Annotated in this window: 18 protein-coding genes and 1 pseudogene; 8 read left to right on the forward strand and 11 right to left on the reverse strand. The window is 68.1% G+C overall.

The features are described 5' to 3' along the window. The first annotated feature begins 45 nt into the window (after positions 1–45). Positions 46–816, forward strand: coding sequence for an RDD family protein (locus ACK5IN_RS05320; RefSeq protein ID WP_416895185.1), 771 nt, complete (start codon positions 46–48; stop codon positions 814–816). A 44-nt stretch (positions 817–860) separates the two neighbouring features. On the opposite strand, the gene ahcY is transcribed toward ACK5IN_RS05320, so the two are convergent. Next, on the reverse strand, positions 861–2327 hold the full coding sequence (gene ahcY, locus ACK5IN_RS05325; RefSeq protein WP_416895168.1) for an adenosylhomocysteinase: 1467 nt from the start codon (positions 2325–2327) through the stop codon (positions 861–863). A 500-nt stretch (positions 2328–2827) separates the two neighbouring features. Between ahcY and ACK5IN_RS05330 the strand changes: the two genes are divergently transcribed. After that, positions 2828–3322: a DUF3515 family protein gene (locus ACK5IN_RS05330; RefSeq protein ID WP_416895169.1), complete on the forward strand. Its 495-nt coding sequence runs from the start codon at positions 2828–2830 to the stop codon at positions 3320–3322. Here ACK5IN_RS05330 and ACK5IN_RS05335 read toward each other — a convergent pair whose 3' ends face one another. The 6 genes from ACK5IN_RS05335 to leuC form a co-directional block, all read right to left on the reverse strand. Next, a complete protein-coding gene (locus ACK5IN_RS05335) occupies positions 3323–4414 on the reverse strand; it encodes a D-alanine--D-alanine ligase family protein (protein WP_416895170.1) in 1092 nt (363 codons plus the stop codon). Continuing rightward, positions 4320–5450, reverse strand: coding sequence for an NAD(P)H-dependent glycerol-3-phosphate dehydrogenase (locus ACK5IN_RS05340; RefSeq protein ID WP_416895171.1), 1131 nt, complete (start codon positions 5448–5450; stop codon positions 4320–4322). Before ACK5IN_RS05340 ends, ACK5IN_RS05335 begins: the two co-directional genes overlap by 95 nt. Further along, positions 5440–6213 carry a lysophospholipid acyltransferase family protein gene (locus tag ACK5IN_RS05345; protein ID WP_416895172.1) on the reverse strand — a complete coding sequence of 258 codons (774 nt, stop codon included), beginning with the start codon at positions 6211–6213 and terminating at the stop codon, positions 5440–5442. The genes ACK5IN_RS05340 and ACK5IN_RS05345 overlap by 11 nt, the downstream gene beginning before the upstream one ends. Continuing rightward, entirely contained in the window at positions 6210–7586 is a 1377-nt protein-coding gene (murA, locus tag ACK5IN_RS05350; RefSeq protein ID WP_416895173.1) for a UDP-N-acetylglucosamine 1-carboxyvinyltransferase, read from the reverse strand. The genes ACK5IN_RS05345 and murA overlap by 4 nt, the downstream gene beginning before the upstream one ends. A gap of 63 nt (positions 7587–7649) precedes the next feature. Further along, positions 7650–8246, reverse strand: a complete 597-nt coding sequence (gene leuD / locus ACK5IN_RS05355; RefSeq protein ID WP_416895174.1) for a 3-isopropylmalate dehydratase small subunit — start codon at positions 8244–8246, stop codon at positions 7650–7652. A gap of 1 nt (position 8247) precedes the next feature. Further along, positions 8248–9711, reverse strand: coding sequence for a 3-isopropylmalate dehydratase large subunit (gene leuC, locus ACK5IN_RS05360; protein WP_416895175.1), 1464 nt, complete (start codon positions 9709–9711; stop codon positions 8248–8250). 331 nt (positions 9712–10042) lie between these two features. Here leuC and ACK5IN_RS05365 point away from each other — a divergent pair, with 331 nt between their 5' ends. Beyond that, positions 10043–10597: a PLP-dependent transferase gene (locus tag ACK5IN_RS05365; RefSeq protein WP_416895176.1), complete on the forward strand. Its 555-nt coding sequence runs from the start codon at positions 10043–10045 to the stop codon at positions 10595–10597. A 202-nt stretch (positions 10598–10799) separates the two neighbouring features. Further along, entirely contained in the window at positions 10800–11252 is a 453-nt protein-coding gene (locus tag ACK5IN_RS05370; RefSeq protein ID WP_416895177.1) for a GNAT family N-acetyltransferase, read from the forward strand. A gap of 60 nt (positions 11253–11312) precedes the next feature. Here the strand turns inward: ACK5IN_RS05370 and ACK5IN_RS05375 are convergent, their stop codons facing one another. Together ACK5IN_RS05375 and ACK5IN_RS05380 are read right to left on the reverse strand one after the other, a co-directional pair. After that, complete coding sequence (locus ACK5IN_RS05375; protein WP_416895178.1) at positions 11313–11840, reverse strand: hypothetical protein; 528 nt, start codon at positions 11838–11840, stop codon at positions 11313–11315. Positions 11841–11948: 108 nt separating this feature from the next. After that, positions 11949–12425 (reverse strand): hypothetical protein, encoded by a 477-nt coding sequence (locus tag ACK5IN_RS05380; RefSeq protein ID WP_416895179.1) that lies wholly within the window; start codon positions 12423–12425, stop codon positions 11949–11951. A 1071-nt stretch (positions 12426–13496) separates the two neighbouring features. Between ACK5IN_RS05380 and ACK5IN_RS05385 the strand changes: the two are divergent. Continuing rightward, positions 13497–13713, forward strand: a pseudogene (locus tag ACK5IN_RS05385) (LLM class flavin-dependent oxidoreductase); the annotation flags it as partial. 55 nt (positions 13714–13768) lie between these two features. On the opposite strand, the gene ACK5IN_RS05390 reads toward ACK5IN_RS05385, so the two are convergent. After that, positions 13769–14779: a TerC family protein gene (locus ACK5IN_RS05390; protein WP_416895180.1), complete on the reverse strand. Its 1011-nt coding sequence runs from the start codon at positions 14777–14779 to the stop codon at positions 13769–13771. A gap of 225 nt (positions 14780–15004) precedes the next feature. Here ACK5IN_RS05390 and ACK5IN_RS05395 point away from each other — a divergent pair, with 225 nt between their 5' ends. Beyond that, positions 15005–15562 (forward strand): RNA polymerase sigma factor, encoded by a 558-nt coding sequence (locus ACK5IN_RS05395; protein WP_416895181.1) that lies wholly within the window; start codon positions 15005–15007, stop codon positions 15560–15562. Further along, positions 15559–16701 (forward strand): DUF4349 domain-containing protein, encoded by a 1143-nt coding sequence (locus ACK5IN_RS05400; protein WP_416895182.1) that lies wholly within the window; start codon positions 15559–15561, stop codon positions 16699–16701. The genes ACK5IN_RS05395 and ACK5IN_RS05400 overlap by 4 nt, the downstream gene beginning before the upstream one ends. Here ACK5IN_RS05400 and ACK5IN_RS05405 read toward each other — a convergent pair. Beyond that, on the reverse strand, positions 16652–17635 hold the full coding sequence (locus ACK5IN_RS05405) for an FUSC family protein (RefSeq protein WP_416895183.1): 984 nt from the start codon (positions 17633–17635) through the stop codon (positions 16652–16654). The two genes, ACK5IN_RS05400 and ACK5IN_RS05405, sit on opposite strands and share 50 nt — an antisense overlap. 517 nt (positions 17636–18152) lie before the next feature. On the opposite strand from ACK5IN_RS05405, the gene ACK5IN_RS05410 reads away from it, so the two are divergent. Then, a complete protein-coding gene (locus tag ACK5IN_RS05410) occupies positions 18153–18392 on the forward strand; it encodes an addiction module protein (protein ID WP_416895184.1) in 240 nt (79 codons plus the stop codon). Positions 18393–18827 lie beyond the last annotated feature (435 nt).

Here is an 18827-nt window from a genome sequence, read left to right on the forward strand (position 1 = left end):
GGTCCCGAGGACGAACTCGTCTCGGGTGAGGCCGTCGCGCTCACCCTGCGACCCACCGGGTTCGTGTTGAGCGCCACCGGCTGCCTGATTGACTACTTTGTGTACCTCGGTGCCTTCCTGACTACCGCGGGCGTGGTTCTCGAGTTGGCGGAATCGATTTTCGACACCGCGTTGATGATTGCCACGCAGACGATTCTGCTCGTCACATTCCTCGTGATCGTCCCCATCGCCGTGGAGTCGCTCAGTCGCGGTCGTTCACTCGGTCGACTCATCGTGGGCGCGCGGATCGTTCGCGACGACGGCGGTGCAATCGGGGTGCGCCACGCGCTGATCCGTGCCCTGATCGGCATCGTCGAGATCGTCATGACGTTCGGCGGACTTGCGGCGATCGTCGGTCTGCTCTCTCCCAAATCGAAGCGGCTTGGCGACATTGTCGCCGGCACCTTCAGTCAGCGCGAGCGCACGGCTGCACCGCCGGCAGTGGAGTTCGCCGTCCCGGCGGAACTCGTCGCCTGGGCCGCCGTGGCCGACGTGGCGCGGCTGCCCGATCCGGTTGCCCGTCGCGTCGCACACTTCATCCGCGGCTCGGCGGGAATGAACCCGGCAAGCCGGGCGCAGTTGGCACACGCGCTCGCGACGGAGGTCGCCGTGCACGTGCATCCCGTCCCCGCGGTGTCCCCCGAGCAGTTCCTCCTCGCCGTCGCGGCGATGCGACGAAGCCGCGACGCGACCGCTCTCGCGCGCCAGCGCGCCCAGTGGGATGCGCTCGCGCCCGTGCTGCAGGCGACGCCGCGGGGATTCCCCGATCGCGGCTGAGAGTTCCCGCCACGCCGCAGCCGGCTGGTGCGAGTGCCGCGAGGTCAGTACCGGTAGTGGTCAAGCTTGTACGGCCCCCGCACGGGAACCCCGAGATACTCCGCCTGGTCTTCGGTGAGTGTCGTCAGTTCCACACCGAGCGCGGCCAGGTGCAAGCGGGCGACCTTCTCATCGAGGTGCTTGGGCAGCACGTGCACCCCGAGGGAATAGGCAGACAGGTTCGTCCACAGTTCGATCTGCGCGAGTACCTGATTGGCAAAGGAAGTGCTCATCACGAAGGACGGATGCCCGGTGGCATTGCCGAGGTTCATCAGCCGCCCCTCGGAGAGCACGAGCACGCTTCGACCGTGGGGCAGCCGCCACTCGTGCACCTGCGGTTTGATTTCCACCCGCTGCGCCCCCGCGATCCCCGCCAGACCCGCCATGTCGATTTCGTTGTCGAAATGACCGACATTCGCGACCACCGCGAGGTGTTTGAGTGCCAGCAGGTGTTCGACTCCGACCACATCGCGGTTGCCCGTTGCGGTGACGACAATGTCCACCTCGCCGGCGACGCGATCCAGGGGGCGCACAGCGAACCCGTCCATCGCCGCCTGCAGTGCGCAGATCGGGTCGATCTCACCGACAATCACTCGCGCGCCCTGGCCGCGAAGCGCTTCGGCGGCGCCCTTGCCGACATCGCCGTAGCCGGCGACGAAGGCCGTCTTGCCGCCGAGCAGCACATCCGTGGCACGGTTCAACCCGTCGGGGAGCGAGTGACGGATGCCGTACTTGTTGTCGAACTTCGACTTGGTGACCGAGTCGTTCACGTTGATCGCGGGGAACAGCAGGTTGCCGGCCGCGGCCAGCTCGTACAGCCGGTGCACCCCGGTGGTGGTCTCCTCGGTCACGCCGAGGATGCCGGCGGCCACCCGCGTCCACCGCTCGGGGTCGTCGGCGAGGCTCGCCCGCAGCAGGTCGAGGATGACACGGTACTCGGCGGAGTCGGCATCCGCCGACTGCGGAACCGCACCCGCGCTCTCGAACTCGCGCCCCTTGTGCACGAGCAGCGTGGCGTCGCCGCCGTCGTCGAGGATGAGGTTCGGTCCGGCGAAGCCCTCCGCCGACCAGTCGAAGATGCGGGCGGCGTAGTCCCAGTACTCTTGGAGCGTCTCGCCCTTGTGCGCGAACACAGGCACACCCGCGGGTGCGTCGACGGTGCCGTCCGGGCCCACGACGACAGCGGCGGCCGCCTCGTCTTGCGTGGAGAAGATGTTGCAGCTGGCCCAGCGCACCTGCGCTCCGAGCGCGGTGAGCGTCTCGATGAGCACCGCCGTCTGCACTGTCATATGCAGTGAGCCCGCGATGCGGGCACCGACCAGCGGCTGCGCCGCGCCGTACTCGGCCCGCAGCGCCATGAGGCCGGGCATCTCGTTCTCAGCGAGACGGATCTGGTGTCGGCCCGCCTCGGCGAGGGTGAGGTCGGCGACGACGAAGTCGGTCACGGTGCGCGCGGGAGCTGTGGTCGGCATCCACTCATTCTCCCATGCGGGCACACCCGACAGCCGCAGCGGTCTGCCCGCCGTGCACGTGGTCGAGAGTGTGGTCGATGTCCGTCCGTCACACCGACATCCGCCCAGACCTGACCCGGACTCCGCACCTGTCCGACCGCATCGGCACCCACGACACCGAGGTCCGCACCGTCGGCGGTGACGCGTTCCGCGTCCAGCACGGCACGCCCCATCTGGGTGAGCCGGTCATGCACGCCGTACGCATGCGCGGAGGGCAGAAAGGGCGTCGACGTCGCCATCCCGTCTCGCACGTCGACCCGCCTCAGCGCCCGGCCGATCAGATGGCGTTCGGTCATCGTGATCGGGTCCAGCCGCTCTGCGATCGCCAGGCAACCCACGATCAGACCGAACGATCATGTAGGCGGGCGGTGTCCTGGAGAACACATCGGGATCTTTCGAGCCGTATCTGGTCACGCGGGAGAGATGATCCGGTCGGTCGCCCACCGACTACCCTGGGAGGCGTGCCCCTCCCCCGTCGATTCCTCGTCGCGCCGGTGCTCACGGCATCCCTTCTCGCACTCACGTCGTGCGCGACGACGGTGACGCTGCCCCCGGCGCCGGACGCGAACGATCCGCTGTGCGCCGAGGTGAGCGTGCGCCTGCCGCAGGTCGTCGACGGCCTCGACCGCCGCTGGACCGACGCCCAGGCGACGGGCGCATGGGGCGACCCGACGAGGGTCATCCTGGCGTGCGGCGTGCCTCCGCCGGGGCCGACCACCCTGGAGTGCCGCACGGTCGAGGGCGTCGATTGGATCATCGACCCGGACGACGCGCCGAACTACCGCTTCACGACGTACGGCCGCACCCCCGCAGTCGAGGTATTCCTCGAGTACGATCCGCAGACCGTCTCGAGCGCGAACGTCCTGCGCGCGTTCGCCGCCGCGGTCTCGGAGCTACCGGCCGACGGGACGTGCACGCCGCGCGTCGACGACGACCCGACGGACGACGCAGACTGATCAGCGCGGACCGCGCGCCAGCCCGGCCTGGATGAGCTCGTCGACGAGCTCGGGATAGGTCATGCCCGAGGCCAGCCAGCAGGTCGGGAACATCGAGATCGGCGTGAACCCGGGCATCGTGTTCACCTCGTTCACGAAGAACTCGGTGCCGGTGAAGAAGAAGTCGATACGCGCCAACCCCTCACCGCCCACGGCCTCGAAGGCGCATGCAGCGATGCGCCGCATCTCGGCGAGCTCGCCCTCGTGCAGTGGAGCGGGGCAGACGAGGTCGATACCGGGTGCGCCGAGGTACTTGGCCTCGAAGTCGTAGAAGTCGCGGCCGCGCACCACGATCTCACCGGCCAGGCTCACCCGGGGCAGAGCACCGTCGTCTCCCTGGAGCACGCCGCACTCCAGTTCGCGACCGGCCGTCGCCTGCTCGACGAGCACCGTGGTGTCTTCGGCGAAGGCGCGATCGAGGGCGGCGTCCAGGTCGGCCCAGTCGGTCACCTTCGACACACCGACGCTGGATCCTGCCCGCGCGGGCTTGACGAAGACGGGCCATTCGAGCCCGCGGATGCGCCCAGACCACACGCGCGGATCGCGCACCCAGTCGGCCTGACGCACCGTCACCCACGGCACCACCGGCACACCCGCCGAGCGCAGCACGCTCTTGGTGGTGTGCTTGTCCATCGCCATGGCCGACATCAGCACGCCCGCACCCACGTAGGGCAGGCCGAGCAGTTCGAGCATGCCCTGTACGGTGCCGTCCTCGCCGTAGCGGCCGTGCAGGATCGGGAAGACGACGTCGACGTCGCCCAGTGAACGCTCCCCCGCCGCGTCGCGTACGCGCAGCTCACGCGAGACCGCGGACTCGGGCCACAGGATGCGGGTGCCGTTGTCGACAACCTCGGGCAGGTGCCCGGGGTCGAGTGCGAACTTGTCGGGGTGGTCGTCCTCGAGCACGAAGGCACCGTCGCGGGTGATGCCGACGGGAATCACCCGGTAGCGGTCGCGGTCAATCGCCCGCAGCAGCCCCCCCGCCGTGGCGGAGCTGATCGAATGCTCGCTGGAGCGACCGCCAAAGAGCACCGCCACCACCGTCTTGCCCATTCTGCGTCCTCTCGCCCTTCGGAGTGTCGTCGTCGGTCGTCAGGTGGGGTGCGATGTCGCGCGGGTTCATCGTGCCGTCGAGCACGCGCTTGACCTGCTCGACGATCGGCATCTCGACGCCGGTCTGCTTCGCCAGCTGCAGGATCGGCGCGACCGATGCCAATCCTTCCGCGGTCTGCTCCATCTGCTTCACGACGTCCTGAAAGCTGTATCCCTGCCCGAGCAGCCGACCCGCCGTGTTGTTGCGCGACAGCGGTGACTGGCAGGTCGCGATGAGGTCGCCGAGCCCGGCGAGCCCCTGCAGCGTCTCGGGTTCGGCGCCGTACGCAACAGCGAAGTCGGTCATCTCGACGAGTCCGCGGGTGATGATCGCCGCCTTCGTGTTCTCGCCGTAGCCGACGCCGTCGACGATGCCGATGGCCACGGCGATGAGGTTCTTGAGCACGCCGCCGAACTCGGTGCCGATCACGTCGGTGTTCACGAACGTGCGGAAGTAGCGATTGCGCGCGCAGCGGGCCACCGCATCCGCCGTCTCCTGGCTGACCGAAGAGATCACGGCCGCCGTCGGCTGCTCGCGCGCGATCTCGAGCGCGAGATTGGGGCCGGATGCCACGGCGATCCGTGCCGGGTCGCAGCCGAGCTCCTGCTCGATCACCTCGCTCATGCGCGAGCCGCTGCGCCGCTCGACGCCTTTCATGAGCGAGACGAGCGGCACGTCCGAGCCGCGCACGAGCGGGCGCACGGCCTTGAGGTTCTCGCGCAGGGACTGGCTCGGGATCGAGAGGTACACCTGGTCGGCACCGGCGAGCGCTTCGGAGAGGTGGGAGGTGGCGTGCATCGCGCGCGGCAGGTTGATGCCGGGCAGGTAGGCGCTGTTGCGCTTGGCCTCGTCGATCTCGTGTGCCAGCTCGGGGCGCCGGGCCCACATCGTGACGTCGGCGCCGCCGTCGGCGAGGATCTTGCCGAACGTGGTTCCCCAGCTGCCCGACCCGAGCACCGCCACCCGCGGCTGGTTCGGCTGCGTCTTACGACTCAAAGCGGCCCGTCTCCTTCTGCTGGTGCGCCGCCGGGTCCCAGCGCTCGGCGGGCGGCTGCTGGCCCCGCAGGTCTCCCAGCAGCTGCGCGATGCGGTTCATCAGCTGCGTCGTGGCGGCGACGAGGCCGGCCGGCGGCGTCTGTGCGCCAGGGTACTCGCTGAGGTCGAGCGGCTCGCCGATGCGCACGACGATGCGGCTGCGCCGCGGGAACCGCGGCTTCCCGTACCGCGGCATGATCTCCTGCACGCCCCACTGGGCGAGGGGGATGAGCGGGATGTCTCCGGCCAGCGCGAGACGGGCGGCACCGGTCTTGCCGCGCATGGGCCACAGCTCGGGGTCTCGGGTGAGGGTGCCCTCCGGGTACACGATGACGCCGCGGCCATGGTCGACGAGCTGCGCGGAGGTGTCGAGCGTCTGCTTCGCCGAGGACGCTGACGCCGACCGCGCCACCGGGACCATGCCCGTGGCGCGGAGCGCAGCGCCCAGCACCGGCACGCGGAAGAGACTCTCCTTGGCCATGAACCGGGGCGCACGGCCGAGCCGCCATACGGCGACGGCCACGATGAGCGGGTCGAACTCGCTGTTGTGGTTCGGGGCGAGCACGTACGGGCCTTCCTCGGGCAGGTTCTCGCCGCCCTCGATGCGCACCTTGGCGAACAGGCCGACCAGTGGCACGACGACCGCGCCGAGTACCCAGAACACGCTGGGTCGGGTCTTCTCGCGGGAGGCGCGCCGGTGCGCCGCGGAGCGTGCCACCGTCACCGCACGACGTCGAAGTCGGCCTGGAGGTGGTCCAGCTTGGCGAACAGCTTCTCGTAGCCGCGGCGGATGATGCCGATGTTGCGCACCGTGGACTCGCCCTCGGCTGCCAGCGCCGCGATGACGTAGCTGTACCCGCCGCGCAGGTCGGGCACGACCACGTCGGCACCGTGGAGCGGGGTCGGGCCATTGATGACAGCGGCCTGCTCGAGTTCACGGCGGGGCACGCGGCGTGCGCCGCCCTCGAGTCCGTGCGGGTGCACGACGATGTCGGCGCCCATCTTGACGAGCGCGTCGGTGAACCCGAGCCGGTTCTCGTACACGGTCTCGTGCACGATCGAGCGTCCGTGTGCCTGCGTGAGGGCGACGGTGAGCGGCTGCTGCCAGTCGGTCATGAAGCCGGGGTGCACGTCGGTCTCCACGGTGACCGCGCGCAGTCCGCGTTCGCCGCGACGGAACAGGATGCCGTCTTCGCGGATGTCGAAGTCGCCGCCGACCTTGCGCACGACGTTGAGGAACGTCAGCATCGCCTGCTGCTTGGCACCGCCGACGAAGATCTCGCCGTCGGTGGCCAGCGCCGCCGCCGCCCAGCTGGCGGCCTCGTTGCGATCGAAGATGGCACGGTGGTCGTACCCGCGCAGGCTCTCGACGCCTTCGATGAGCAGCACGCGGTTCGGCTCGTACGAGATGATGGCGCCCATCTTCTGCAGCACGGCGATGAGATCCATGATCTCGGGCTCGATGGCCGCGTTGCGCAGTTCGGTGACGCCCTCGGCGCGCACCGCGGTGAGCAGGACCTGCTCGGTGGCCCCCACGCTCGGATAGGGCAGGCGGATGTCGGCGCCGTGCAGACCGCCCGGGGCGGACAGCCGGATGCCTTCGTAGCTCTTCTCCACCACGGCACCGAACGCGCGCAGTGCGTCCATGTGGAAGTTGATCGGCCGGTCGCCGATGCGGCAGCCGCCGAGGTCGGGGATGTAGGCCTCGCCGAGCAGGTGCAGCAGCGGCCCGCAGAAGAGGATCGGGATGCGGGAGGCCCCTGCGTGCGCGTCGATCTCTTCGAAGTGCGCCGAGACGGCACCGCTCGGGTCGAGATGGAGCGTTCCCTCGTCGCCGTCGTCGACAGTCACACCGTGCACCTCGAGCAGCGAGCGCACCACGTTGACGTCGCTGATGTCGGGCACATCGCGCAGCGTGCTCGTGGTCTCGCCGAGGAGGGCGGCGACCATCGCCTTGGTGACGAGGTTCTTGGCACCCTTGACCTCGACGCGCCCGCGCAACGGGCGGCCGCCGCGGATGCGCATGATCTCGGGCTGCTGAAGGGGTCCCTCGTGGGGGGCGCGCGACGGCTGTGCGTCGCCGACGAGGGTCTTCATACGATGGGCCTCACTTCGTTCGGGAGATCGAGGGCACTCCCCGTGGCGCGGGGACTGCCGGCGTCAGCGGACCGGCAGAGTCTGCGGCCGCCACGCCTCTCGGCGGGACTCGAAATGCGCGATCTTGTCTTCGTTCCGCAGTGTGAGCCCGATGTCGTCGAGCCCTTCGAGGAGCCGCCACCTAGTGTAATCGTCGATGTCGAACCGGACCTGGAGGTCACCCACGGACGCGGCGCGCTCGTGCAGGTCGATCGTCATCGACTGGCCCGGCTGCGTCTCGAGCGCCGCCCAGATCGCCTCGATGTCGGCCTCGGCGACGACGCCGGCGAGTAGCCCCTGCTTGCCCGCGTTGCCACGGAAGATATCGGCGAACCGCGGGCTCAGCACGACCCGGAACCCGAAGTCGCGCAGCGCCCACACGGCGTGCTCGCGGCTCGATCCCGTGCCGAAGTCGGGCCCGGCGACGAGCACGCTCGCCCCCCGGTACACGGGCCGGTTGAGAATGAACTCGGGATCCTGACGCCAACTGGCGAACAGTGCGTCCTCGAAACCGGTCTTGGTGACCCGCTTCAGGTAGACGGCGGGGATGATCTGGTCGGTGTCGACCGCCGAGCGGCGGAACGGTACGGCGATGCCGGTGTGCGTCTCGAACTTCTCCATGTCAGGCCTCCACCGTCTCGACTGCCGCTTCCAGGTCGGCCGGGCTCGCGAGCCGGCCGAGCACGGCGGTGGCCGCGGCGACCACGGGCGACACGAGATGCGTGCGCCCGCCCTTGCCCTGGCGTCCTTCGAAGTTGCGGTTGCTCGTCGAGGCGCAGCGCTCACCGGGTGCCAGCTGGTCGGGGTTCATGCCCAGGCACATCGAGCAGCCGGCGAAGCGCCATTCGGCACCGAAGTCGGTGAAGATCCGGTCGAGGCCCTCGGCCTCGGCCTCGAGCCGCACCCGCGCCGAGCCGGGCACGACCATCACGCGCACGCCGTCGGCCTTCGTGCGCCCCTGCACGATCGAGGCGAAGGCCCGCAGGTCTTCGATGCGGCTGTTCGTGCACGAGCCCATGAACACGGCGTCGACCGCGATGTCTTTCAGCGGGGTGCCGGCCTCGAGGTCCATGTACTCCAGGGCCCGTTCCGCGGCGGCGCGTTCGTTCGGGTCGGCGAAGCCGGCCGGGTCGGGCACGACGTCGCTGAGCGAGACGCCCTGACCCGGGTTGGTGCCCCATGTGACGAACGGCTCGAGCTCGTTCGCGTCGAGGAACACCTCGGCGTCGTAGACCGCGCCCTCGTCGCTGGGCAGCGTGCGCCAGTAGGCGACGGCATCCTCCCAGTCCTGGCCCTTCGGCGCGTGCGGCTTGCCCTCGACGTATGCGAAGGTCGTCTCGTCAGGCGCGACCATTCCCGCGCGGGCGCCCGCCTCGATCGACATGTTGCAGATCGTCATGCGGCCTTCCATCGACAGCGCGCGGATCGCGCTGCCGCGGTACTCGAGCACGTAGCCCTGCCCGCCGTTCGTGCCGATCTTGGCGATGACGGCGAGGATGATGTCCTTGGCCGTGACCCCGGGCTTCAGCTCGCCCTCGACCGTGATCGCCATGGTCTTGAACGGCTTCAGCGGCAGCGTCTGGGTGGCCAGCACGTGCTCGACCTCGCTCGTGCCGATGCCGAAAGCCATCGCTCCGAAGGCGCCGTGCGTCGAGGTGTGCGAGTCGCCGCACACGACGGTGACACCCGGCATGGTCAGCCCCAGCTGGGGACCGACGACGTGCACGATGCCCTGCTCCTTATCGCCGAGCGAGTGCAGGCGCATGCCGAACTCCTCGGCGTTGCGGCGCAGCGTCTCGATCTGCGTGCGACTGGTGGGGTCGGCGATCGGCTTGTCGATGTTCAGCGTCGGGGTGTTGTGGTCCTCCGTCGCTATCGTCAGGTCGAGGCGGCGCACCGGTCTCCCCTCGGCGCGCAGTCCGTCGAACGCCTGCGGGCTGGTGACCTCGTGGACCAGGTGCAGGTCAATGTAGAGGAGGTCGGGTTCGCCGTTCTCACCCTTGACGACGAGGTGGTCGTCCCACACCTTCTCGGCCAGCGTGCGCGGCCGATCGGGGATCATCGAGGCGTCGATGGGAGTGCTCATGAGTGTCATTCTCCTGGAGGAAGGGAATCAAGCCCGCGACGGACTCCGCGACGAGAACGGCTTGGCGTCTACGAGGTCTCGTCGCGGCCGCTAAGGAGAAGGCGAGCGATCCGCATCGTCGCCATGATACCACCGCCGTAACACCGCGTCGCATTCATGTGCATCGAGCGGCGCGGGCGTGCGAGCCTGTCTCGGACGAAGGAGGAAGAGGGATGCCTGAGGCCGACGGCTTCACGACGCGGCCGGTGCACGCCGGCGACCACGTCGTGTGCTCCGCCCACATCTACGAGGGTACGCGCGGGCTGCTGCTCGACAACCTCTCCGCCTGGGCGTGTCGGTCGCCTTCGTCTACGACCCCGAGGCATCGCGGGCGGCGCTGCGCCCCGAGACGAAGGTGCTGTTCGGCGAGTCGATAGCCAACACCCGCAACGACGTGCCCGACATCTCGGCGATCGCTGCCGTCGGCGACGATCGCGGCATCCCTCTCGTCGTCGACGGAGGTCGGTTCGACGCGACCCGGTCGGGCGCCCTGTTCCCGCATCTGGTGCGCAGCACGCCCGAGGGGGCGCCCAGCTTCGCCGAGCGGCACGCCGGCCGTGCCCGCATCGCCTATCTGCGCGAGTCGGTGGCACCGCGGTTCGGACCGACGCCATCACCACTCAGCGCGTTCCCGATCGGACAGGGCCTGGAGACGCTGAGCCTGCGCGTCGACCGCCAGCCGGCCAACGCCCTCGCGGTGGCCCGCTGGCTCGACGCCCGGCCCGAAGTCGCCTCCGTCGACCACCTCGGCCTGCACGGGGTCGGTGTTCACGATCACGCTGCGCGGCGGGCTGCGCGCCGCACCGGTGGTCGCCGCCTCGGACGCGGATGTGGGGCGTTCGCATGAGCCGGCCACAGCACTTCGGCTGGTTCCTCGCCCGCGGGTTCGGGCCGCACGGTACCGGTGGAAGTGGATTATCCGGCGGGGAACTATTCCCGCTGTCCGTGACAGTCTCCGGCAGTCTTGGGTTCCGCTCACTCGGGCATGTGCGAGTCGAGAGACAGTGGCAGTCCGCTGGGCCGAGGATGCGGACTTGTAGGCTCTTTGGATGAGCATCACGATTCGGGTGGTTGAGTCCAAGGACGAGGCGGCGTGGGCAGAACTCTATTCGGGGTACCGCGCCTTCTATCGGCTCCCCGAAGATTCGGTGTCTGTCGCGAGAACGTGGCAGTGGGTGCGTGACGGTGATCACGGTCTTCTCGGTCTTGTCGCGGTGAACGAAGATGACCAGCCCGTTGCCCTGGCGAATCTTCGGTGGTTTGCCCGTCCGTCATCCGCCACGATGGGGCTCTACCTCGACGACCTCTTCACTTCCCCGGAAGCTCGTGGAGCCGGTGCCGCCAGCGCATTGCTGAATGAAGCCGCGGCACGCGCAGGCGAGAACGGTGCCAGTGTCGTGCGATGGATCACTGCCGCCGACAATTCGACGGCTCGATCGGTGTATGACTCGCACGCCGTGGCGACTCCCTGGGTCACCTACGACATGAAGCCCACTGTGTGACGATCGTCCTGGCCGGATCAGGTCCAGCGACCGGTTCAACTCTGGTCGATGAAATGTGCCTTACGAGATTGAGCGGAGCGCCGGGTAGTCTCCGCGGGTCCCGCCTGCGAGCCGGGCGTAGTTCTCGAAGGTGGCGACGCTGAAGTCGAGCATGTCTGCGAGGACTTTGGCGGGGACGGCTCCGGCGAGTCGGAACCGGGCGGTTTTCTGTAGCGCGGAGATGCTGGTGCCGAGGGTGCGCAGGTAGCGTGTGAGGTCTTGCGGGTCGAGCGGCCGACCAGGGCGACGGCCCGGGAAGAGCCACGCTTCAGGGTCGGCGTCTGGCCAGAGGTTGAGCTGCTCTCGGGCGAGCACGGCGATCGGTTCTGGCAGGGTGATCGGGCGGTCTCCGACGAGAAGTTCGAGGGCGTCCTCGTCGCGGAGCTGGCCGCGTCGGAGCGTGAACGTCTTGGTCGCAGGAAGGCCGTAGACGGCAAACAGTAGCGATGAGAGGCGGGTATCGAGCGGGATGCTGCGATCTATGGCGAGGGTTCGGATGACGTGTTTCGCCGGGGCTACTCGATCCGGTATACGCGGCTTCGTACCCACTTGCTCGCGGCGCCAGCGGCGCGGTCCATGTGGCTGCCGAGTGGGCTGTCTCTGGTCATGTAGGCCGACGTCGCGTACGGGCGGCGAAGTGTCTACGAGACTCGTCGGTCAGAACTCAAATTTCGCGGCAAGCTCATCCGACAGCAGTACCGTGTGCGGGAGGTCGCGCAGGACCTCGGCCGCAACTGAGATTCCTCGGAGTCGTGCGGCCCGTGCGTACTCCTCCCACGAAAATGATCCGGGTTCCGGGTCATCTGCTTGCACGAGCGTCAGCACTTCTGAGACGACATCTGCTGAGGTTCGTTTCCAGGAAATTGGTTCAGTCGACCCATACCGGAAGGAGTCCACTCCACGATCCATATCTAGACGGATAAGAGAATCATCCGACAACCGCACATACTGGGTCATCTTCATGCTCATGCTTGGCATCGAGTTGCCCGGTGGCGGGTCGTTGAGCTCACAGACGATAACCAGACCTTTGACCGACAGCTTGGAGATGTCGAACGGCAGACGCTGAGCGGGTTGGGCAGCTGCCGCTTCGGGATGAAGCGGCACGTACTGAACCCGCTCAGCGTCACCCGTCATGCCGGCGAACAACTAAGGTCACGCCCGGTCCCGTGGGTCGCGCCGTAGGGATGCCAGAAGTCCGTCAGGCCGACCCAGACTTCAGCTCGCCAAGCGACTGTGTTCGAGTTTGCACACGTCTTGTGAGGAGTCGCCCAATGCCCCGTACCTGACCCCGGGGCATCCCACTCACATCCCCACCACTCGTACAGTGGAGTGACGACGGGCCCGTTGTCAGCACCGATGTCCAGCCTCTCGGCGGCGGGGATGTCGAGAGTCTCGGCGGCGGGGTCAAATCCGAACTGATTCTCTGCCTCGTTGAGCGACACATACCGCATCTCTGGGTCGCTCGCGATCCTGCTTGATAGATCAGAGGTATCGGCGGCAGTCGCCACCGATGATGAATCTGCCGTCTCAGCTTGGGCCGCAACGGGTGCGACAAACACAAGCGAGAACGCGGCTGTGAGTATTAGGCCGAGCTTCCTCTTGGGTCCCATGAGTGGCCGTTCTCCTCGAATTCCTTGCCCTTGCACCCTCTCACGGGTCGCGGACGTACACCACCCTCTCTCGCGTGCGAGCCCCCAGCATTGAAGCCTCGCACACGAACTCGTGTCCAATGACATCTCGACAGCGGACTCCTTTCGCGGGCCTTTCCTGCGCGCCGGCCTTCATCGTGATCGCTCTCGTTACTGCGGCCGCGGCGGCGATCGACTTGAGCCTGACCGTTGCTAGCCCGGCTTCCCCAGGTAGTGCAGCTCCGTTCGCCTCCGTTCGCCGTCGCGGGAATGGCGTCGGCATTGTTGCTGTCGTCGCTAAGTCGGTGGGGCAGGCGATGCCACCCCCGTGCTCTCTTCGCGATCGCCGGCGCTTCGATTGGCCCTCATCGCGATGTCTCCTTTTCCCACGCTCATCGTTCGGCGTCGCGATCGGTGGGATCGTCCTACGGCGTCGGCGTCATAGACGGTGACGGGCGCGCGCCGCGATCCATCTCACGTCGCATGAGACAGTCCGGTACCCCTGGGCGTTCAGATCCTCTGAGAAAACCCCAGGTCAGCTATCCCGCAGTCCGACAACTGTCGTGAGATCCGACACTTCGATCTGCTGATCATCGAGGACGCCCCCTCGCTCGGCAACCCCGAGACCATCGACCTGCGGGTGCGCCAGGCGTTCGGCAGCCCGAAGCACGATCCGCTGCTGCTGGCACCGTACCTGTTCGCCGCCACCCGGCACCTGGGCGTCGTGCCGACGGTGAACCCGGCCGCCTCCCTGCCCTACCCCGCGGCGCGCCAGTTCGCGACGCTGCAATCCTGCGGCGCCGCGGCATCCTGCGCGACGGCCATGCCGACGGCGGGCTGCACGCGAACCTACGGGCGTTCTGAGCCGACCCGTCGCTTGTCGCGGTTCGCCGCGATCAGGCTCGCGATGGTGGCGACCGCCATCGCCGCGACGATGACGCCCAGCGAGACCCAGGTCGAGATCTCCGGCGCCCACTCGACGGCCTGACCGCCGTTGATGAACGGCAGCTCGTTGACATGCAGCGCGTGGAGGAACAGCTTCACGCCGATGAACGCGAGGATGAACGCGATGCCGTAGTGCAGGTACGCGAGCCGGTCGAGCAGGCCCCCGAGCAGGAAGTACAGCTGGCGCAGCCCCATGAGGGCGAACACGTTCGCGGCGAACACGATGAACGGGCTGCGGGTGATGCCGAAGATCGCGGGGATCGAGTCGATCGCGAACACGAGGTCGGTGAAGCCGATTGCGAGGAACACGAGGATCATCGGCGTCCAGATCTTCTTGCCGTCGACGATCGTGCGCAGCTTCGCACCGTCGTACGCGTCCGAGATGGGGATGAACCGGCGCAGGAAGCGCACGATGCCCGTCTCGGTCTCGGCGTCGTCCGCGTGCGTGCCCGGGAACGCCTGCCGCCACGCGGTGTAGATGAGGAACAGCCCGAAGATGTAGAAGATCCAGCTGAAGTTCTCGATGAGCGCCGCGCCCGCCAGGATGAACAGGCCGCGCAGCACCAGCGCGATGATGATGCCGACCATCAGCACGCGCTGCTGATAGCGGCGCGGCACCGCGAACTGCGTCATCAGCAGCACGAACACGAAGAGGTTGTCGATCGACAGGCTGTACTCGGTCAGCCACCCGGCGACGAACTGGCCCGCCGCATCCGCCTGATTGCCCTCGGCGACGAAGAACAGCACCAGGGCGAACACGAGCGCGAGCGCGACGTAGAAGCCCACCCACGCGGCCGCCTCACCCATCTTGGGGATGTGCGGACGCTTGATGATCAGCAGGAGGTCGGCGATCAGGATGGCGAGCAGGATCGCCATGGACGTGATCTCGAACCAGACGGGGATCTCGAAGGACATGCAGCTTCTCTGGCTTCTCTCGGGAGGGTCGATGCGGATTCGACAGTCTCTCCCCCGCCGGCGGCGGTGCACACCCGGAGGCCTATGACAGGTCTCGTGATGACGAGCGTGCGATTGCGGGATACTCCCTCTCGCTCGCACCACCTTACCGGCGTCTGAGACGGTTCCGCGCCGCGCGACACTGACAGTTGAGAGACAATGGGGCCCGCGGACGGACGGAGAGGGATGCCTGAGCACGCTGACGGCGATGCGGCACTCGTGGCACGGGCCGCGAGCGGGAGCGAACACGCCTTCCGTGCGCTGTACCGCGCGTACGTGCGGCCGGTGTACTGGCTCGCGCACGGCCTGGTGGGCACCCCCGCGGACGCCGAGGACGTCACCCAGGAGACCTTCCTCGCGGCGTGGCGGCGTCTGCCCGAGCTGACGCTTGAGAGCGAGTCGCTGCTGCCGTGGCTGGCGACCATCTGCCGCTTCCAGGCCGCCAACCGGGTGCGCCGGCAACGGCGCGACCGCGAGCACACCGCGGCCGGTGTCGACGAGACGCTGCCGGCGACGGTCGATGTGGAGCGGCAGGTCGCGACATCCATCCTGGTCGACCAGATCCTCGCAGCCGTGCGGGGACTGAGCCCGCTCGACCAGCAGATCTTCCGGCTGTGCGCCGCCGAGGGCTACGCGTACCAGGCGGCGGCCGACGAGCTCGGCGTCAGTCACGGGGTGGTCCGCAACCGTCTCTCCCGCATTCGCACCCACGTGCGGACAGCGACCGAAACGGAGACCGCATGAACACCGACCACACCGCCGCCCCTCCCCCACTGCCGGAGCTGAGCGACGAACGCATCGGCGAACTCGAGGAGGTGCTGTTCGCCGGCATCGCGCGGGAGCGCGAGGCTCAGCAGGCGCTGGAGCAGAAGGCCACGGCGAAGCGGATGCGACGCCGCCGCGTGATCTGGACGACCACCGCCGCCGCGGCTGTCGTGCTCGTCGGCGCCGCCGCGCTCGGCCCGACCCTCGGGGCCTTCCGCGGCACGAGCCTCGCCGACAGTGCGATCGCACCGGCGGTCGGCGGGCCGGTGGTGGGAGTGCCGGAGCCGATCCCCGCCGTGCCCGTCGACGGCAGCGCGGTCGGCGGGCTCGGCGGGTCCGACTCGGCAGCACTCGAAGAGGCCAGCGCCGATGCGTCGGCTGCGGCCGGCCGCGACATGATCGCCACCGCCCAGGCGATGGTGCGAGTCGACGATGTCGCCGGCGCCGCCGAGCGCGTCGCCCGCGCGGCCGAGCAGCGCGGCGGATTCGTCGAGTCGATGAGCATCGGCGGGCAGGGGGTCGTCGGCACGCCCGTCGACGGCGAGATGATCCGGGAGATCATGCCGTACCCCGTGTCTAACACGTGGGTCACCGTGCGCGTGCCGGCCGATGAGCTCACCGCGACCATCGATGACCTCACCGCGATCGGCACGGTCGAGACCTCGTCGATCACGCGGAACGACGTCACGGAGCAGACCGTCGACCTGCGCGCCCGCATCGACGCTCTCGAGGCATCCGTCACGCGGCTCACCGAGCTCATGGGACAGGCCGGCAGCGTCGGCGACCTGCTCACCGCAGAGAGCGAACTATCGCAGCGGCAGGCCGAGCTCGCGTCGGCGCAGCAGTGGTTGCAGGCGCTCGAGAACCAGGTGGCGCTGTCGAGCCTGACCGTGTCGCTGCTGCAGACGAGCGAGGTGATCGTCGCCGACCCCGCCGGATTCGGCGACGGGCTCGCCGCGGGCTGGAACGGGCTGGTCGCCACGCTCAACGGCCTCGTCGTGGGGCTCGGGTTCCTGCTGCCGTGGCTGGGCGTGGCCGGGGTGATCGCCCTGATCGTGTGGTGGGGCGTCAGGCTTCGTCGGCGAGCGCGTGCCGCCGGCGAAACATCAGCAGATTGACCACGAACGACGAGCCGATCGCCAGCAGCGCGCCGAGCACCGTGAAGCCGATCCGCTCGGCATCCAGCACCACCGTGCTCGCGTCCGACGAGTCCATCAGCACCACGGTGATCGTGAGGAACACCACGTACTGCCAGTACGGCCGCTTCGCGACGTAGAAGAACAGGCACGCCCACAGCGAGACGACCGCCAGCGATACGAGGATCAGGTGCGGCAGGCCGGTGAGGAGCAGCACTCCGACGACGACGAAACCGGCGAACGTGCCGAGCACGCGATACAGCATCTTCTTCGCGTTGACCGGCCCCGTCGGGTTTGCCAGAAGGTAGAGCGTCAGCGTCACCCACACCCAATGCAAGTTCGTCACAGAGGTCTGAGCGATCGTCACGACGATCGCCGACAGGACGCCGAGCACCGTGCCGTGCACGATCGCGGCACGTGGGTCGGCGACGTCGACGACCTTCAGCGCCCGCCGCCCCATGGCCTTTCTGAGCACCAGCACCGTCCACAGGCCCGCCAGCACGACGATCACACCGACCGCGAGTAGGTACAGCGGTGTGACCTCGGCGGGGCCGTCCGTGAACAGCGGCGGCGGGCGCATCATGAAGTACGGCACGAGAATCGGCAGCTGCAGCACCGCGCTGCCGATCCCGCGGCTGGCCGCGACACCGTAGCCGATGCCGAGCAGCAGCAGGATCAGCGCCAGCAGCCACGTGTGATCGCGGCACACGATGCCGAGGATTCCCAGGAGCGCGAGCGCGACCGTCACCGGGATGGCGACGCGTGCGCCGCCGCTGATCCAGGCGAAGACGGCGACCAGCACGCCGAACAGCGCGACGCCGACCACGCCCGGCCACAGCAGCGTGAACGGCAGGATCGGTGCGGCGACGATCAGCAGCAGCAACGCGAGCCGGATGCCGAGCTGTCGGTTGGTCACGCTCGCAGGCTACCGGCTCTCTTGCTTCTGGATCGGTAGCCATGAGCATCATCACGTCCGCGCCTTCAGTTGCCACGATTCACGGGTCGGGCACGCAGAACGCGGCACGTGGAGTTGTAGGCCGAAGGATCACGCCGCCCTTCACGGTTTCACCTTCCCTTATCTACGATGCTTGCAAATATCTATGGGAACATGCATGCATTCGAGATGGAAGGGGTCAGCAGGCAGGGGGAAGTCGGGGAGATGAGCCTGGCAGTGAGGCAGCTTGGTGGGCGGGGGTCCGCGTGTGGGCGTCTATTGGTGGGCAAGGTAGGTGAGGACGGCTTGTACGCGGCGGTTGCCGTCGTTCTGCGCGAGGCCGAGCTTGGCGAAGACGTTGCCGGGCCCGCGCGCGCAAGCTCCACACTTCCCATGATCTGCTCAGCGAGAGCCGTCACCGCACCGGCCCGCACAACGACGTGCCGAGCCTGTAGCGAGCTGTCCCCCGAACGTCAGACCTCAGCGGTAGACTTTGGGCATGACGCCGAAGCTCGCAGACTTCATCGCAGAGGGTCGAACCCTCTCTGCCGATGAGCGCGAGATTGCTGCGCTCGCACTCCAGCAGATCAGTGGCATGGAGCAAGCAGAGATCGATGCCGCATGGGATGAAGAGATCGACCTTCGGGTCGATGAGATTCTGACAGGCAAGGTCGAACTTGTCGATGGCGAAGAGACCCGACGCATGGCCCGAGCAATGCTGGCAGCTCGCCGCAAGTGAGTGCGCTGCCCTGACGCGAGCATCCGGCCGCTCGCGAAGAGTATCTGGACGCCCTCGCCTGGTATGACGACCAGGAAGCAGGACTCGGCGACCGTCTCGGCGATGACCTCGACAACGGCGTGGACTTCATCAGGGAGTGGCCGGATTCCGCGCCTCTCTACCGTGGCCGTCAGCGCATCCCTCGTCTTCGACGCAAGGGAACCGACGTGTTCCCCAACGGCATCATCTACTTCGTTCGAGACGACGAGGTCATCGTTGTCGCGAACGCGCACGAGCGTCGCCGCCCTGGGTACTGGCGACAGCGACTCAGGATCTCTGAACGGCCCGCGCAGCGAGCTATCCCCGACGACCGGGAGGCAGCAGTCCGCGAGCGAGCGCGCGTGCGAACGAGCCAGCCCTGCGCCGTGGCGTGAGCAACATCATTGATCTTCGCCA

This window comes from Microbacterium sp., assembly GCF_047971895.1.
Lineage (GTDB): Bacteria > Actinomycetota > Actinomycetes > Actinomycetales > Microbacteriaceae > Microbacterium.

Bases quoted from the DNA above. Each gene is read 5' to 3' on its own strand.
- ACK5IN_RS05395 (WP_416895181.1), top strand. From the start codon at position 15,005: ATGCCTGAGCACGCTGACGGCGATGCGGCACTCGTGGCACGGGCCGCG.
- ACK5IN_RS05335 (WP_416895170.1), bottom strand. From the start codon at position 4,414: ATGGGCAAGACGGTGGTGGCGGTGCTCTTTGGCGGTCGCTCCAGCGAG.
- murA (WP_416895173.1), bottom strand. From the start codon at position 7,586: ATGAAGACCCTCGTCGGCGACGCACAGCCGTCGCGCGCCCCCCACGAG.
- ACK5IN_RS05390 (WP_416895180.1), bottom strand. From the start codon at position 14,779: ATGTCCTTCGAGATCCCCGTCTGGTTCGAGATCACGTCCATGGCGATC.
- ahcY (WP_416895168.1), bottom strand. From the start codon at position 2,327: ATGCCGACCACAGCTCCCGCGCGCACCGTGACCGACTTCGTCGTCGCC.
- leuC (WP_416895175.1), bottom strand. From the start codon at position 9,711: ATGAGCACTCCCATCGACGCCTCGATGATCCCCGATCGGCCGCGCACG.
- ACK5IN_RS05400 (WP_416895182.1), top strand. From the start codon at position 15,559: ATGAACACCGACCACACCGCCGCCCCTCCCCCACTGCCGGAGCTGAGC.
- leuD (WP_416895174.1), bottom strand. From the start codon at position 8,246: ATGGAGAAGTTCGAGACGCACACCGGCATCGCCGTACCGTTCCGCCGC.
- ACK5IN_RS05370 (WP_416895177.1), top strand. From the start codon at position 10,800: ATGAGCATCACGATTCGGGTGGTTGAGTCCAAGGACGAGGCGGCGTGG.
- ACK5IN_RS05410 (WP_416895184.1), top strand. From the start codon at position 18,153: ATGACGCCGAAGCTCGCAGACTTCATCGCAGAGGGTCGAACCCTCTCT.
- ACK5IN_RS05380 (WP_416895179.1), bottom strand. From the start codon at position 12,425: ATGACGGGTGACGCTGAGCGGGTTCAGTACGTGCCGCTTCATCCCGAA.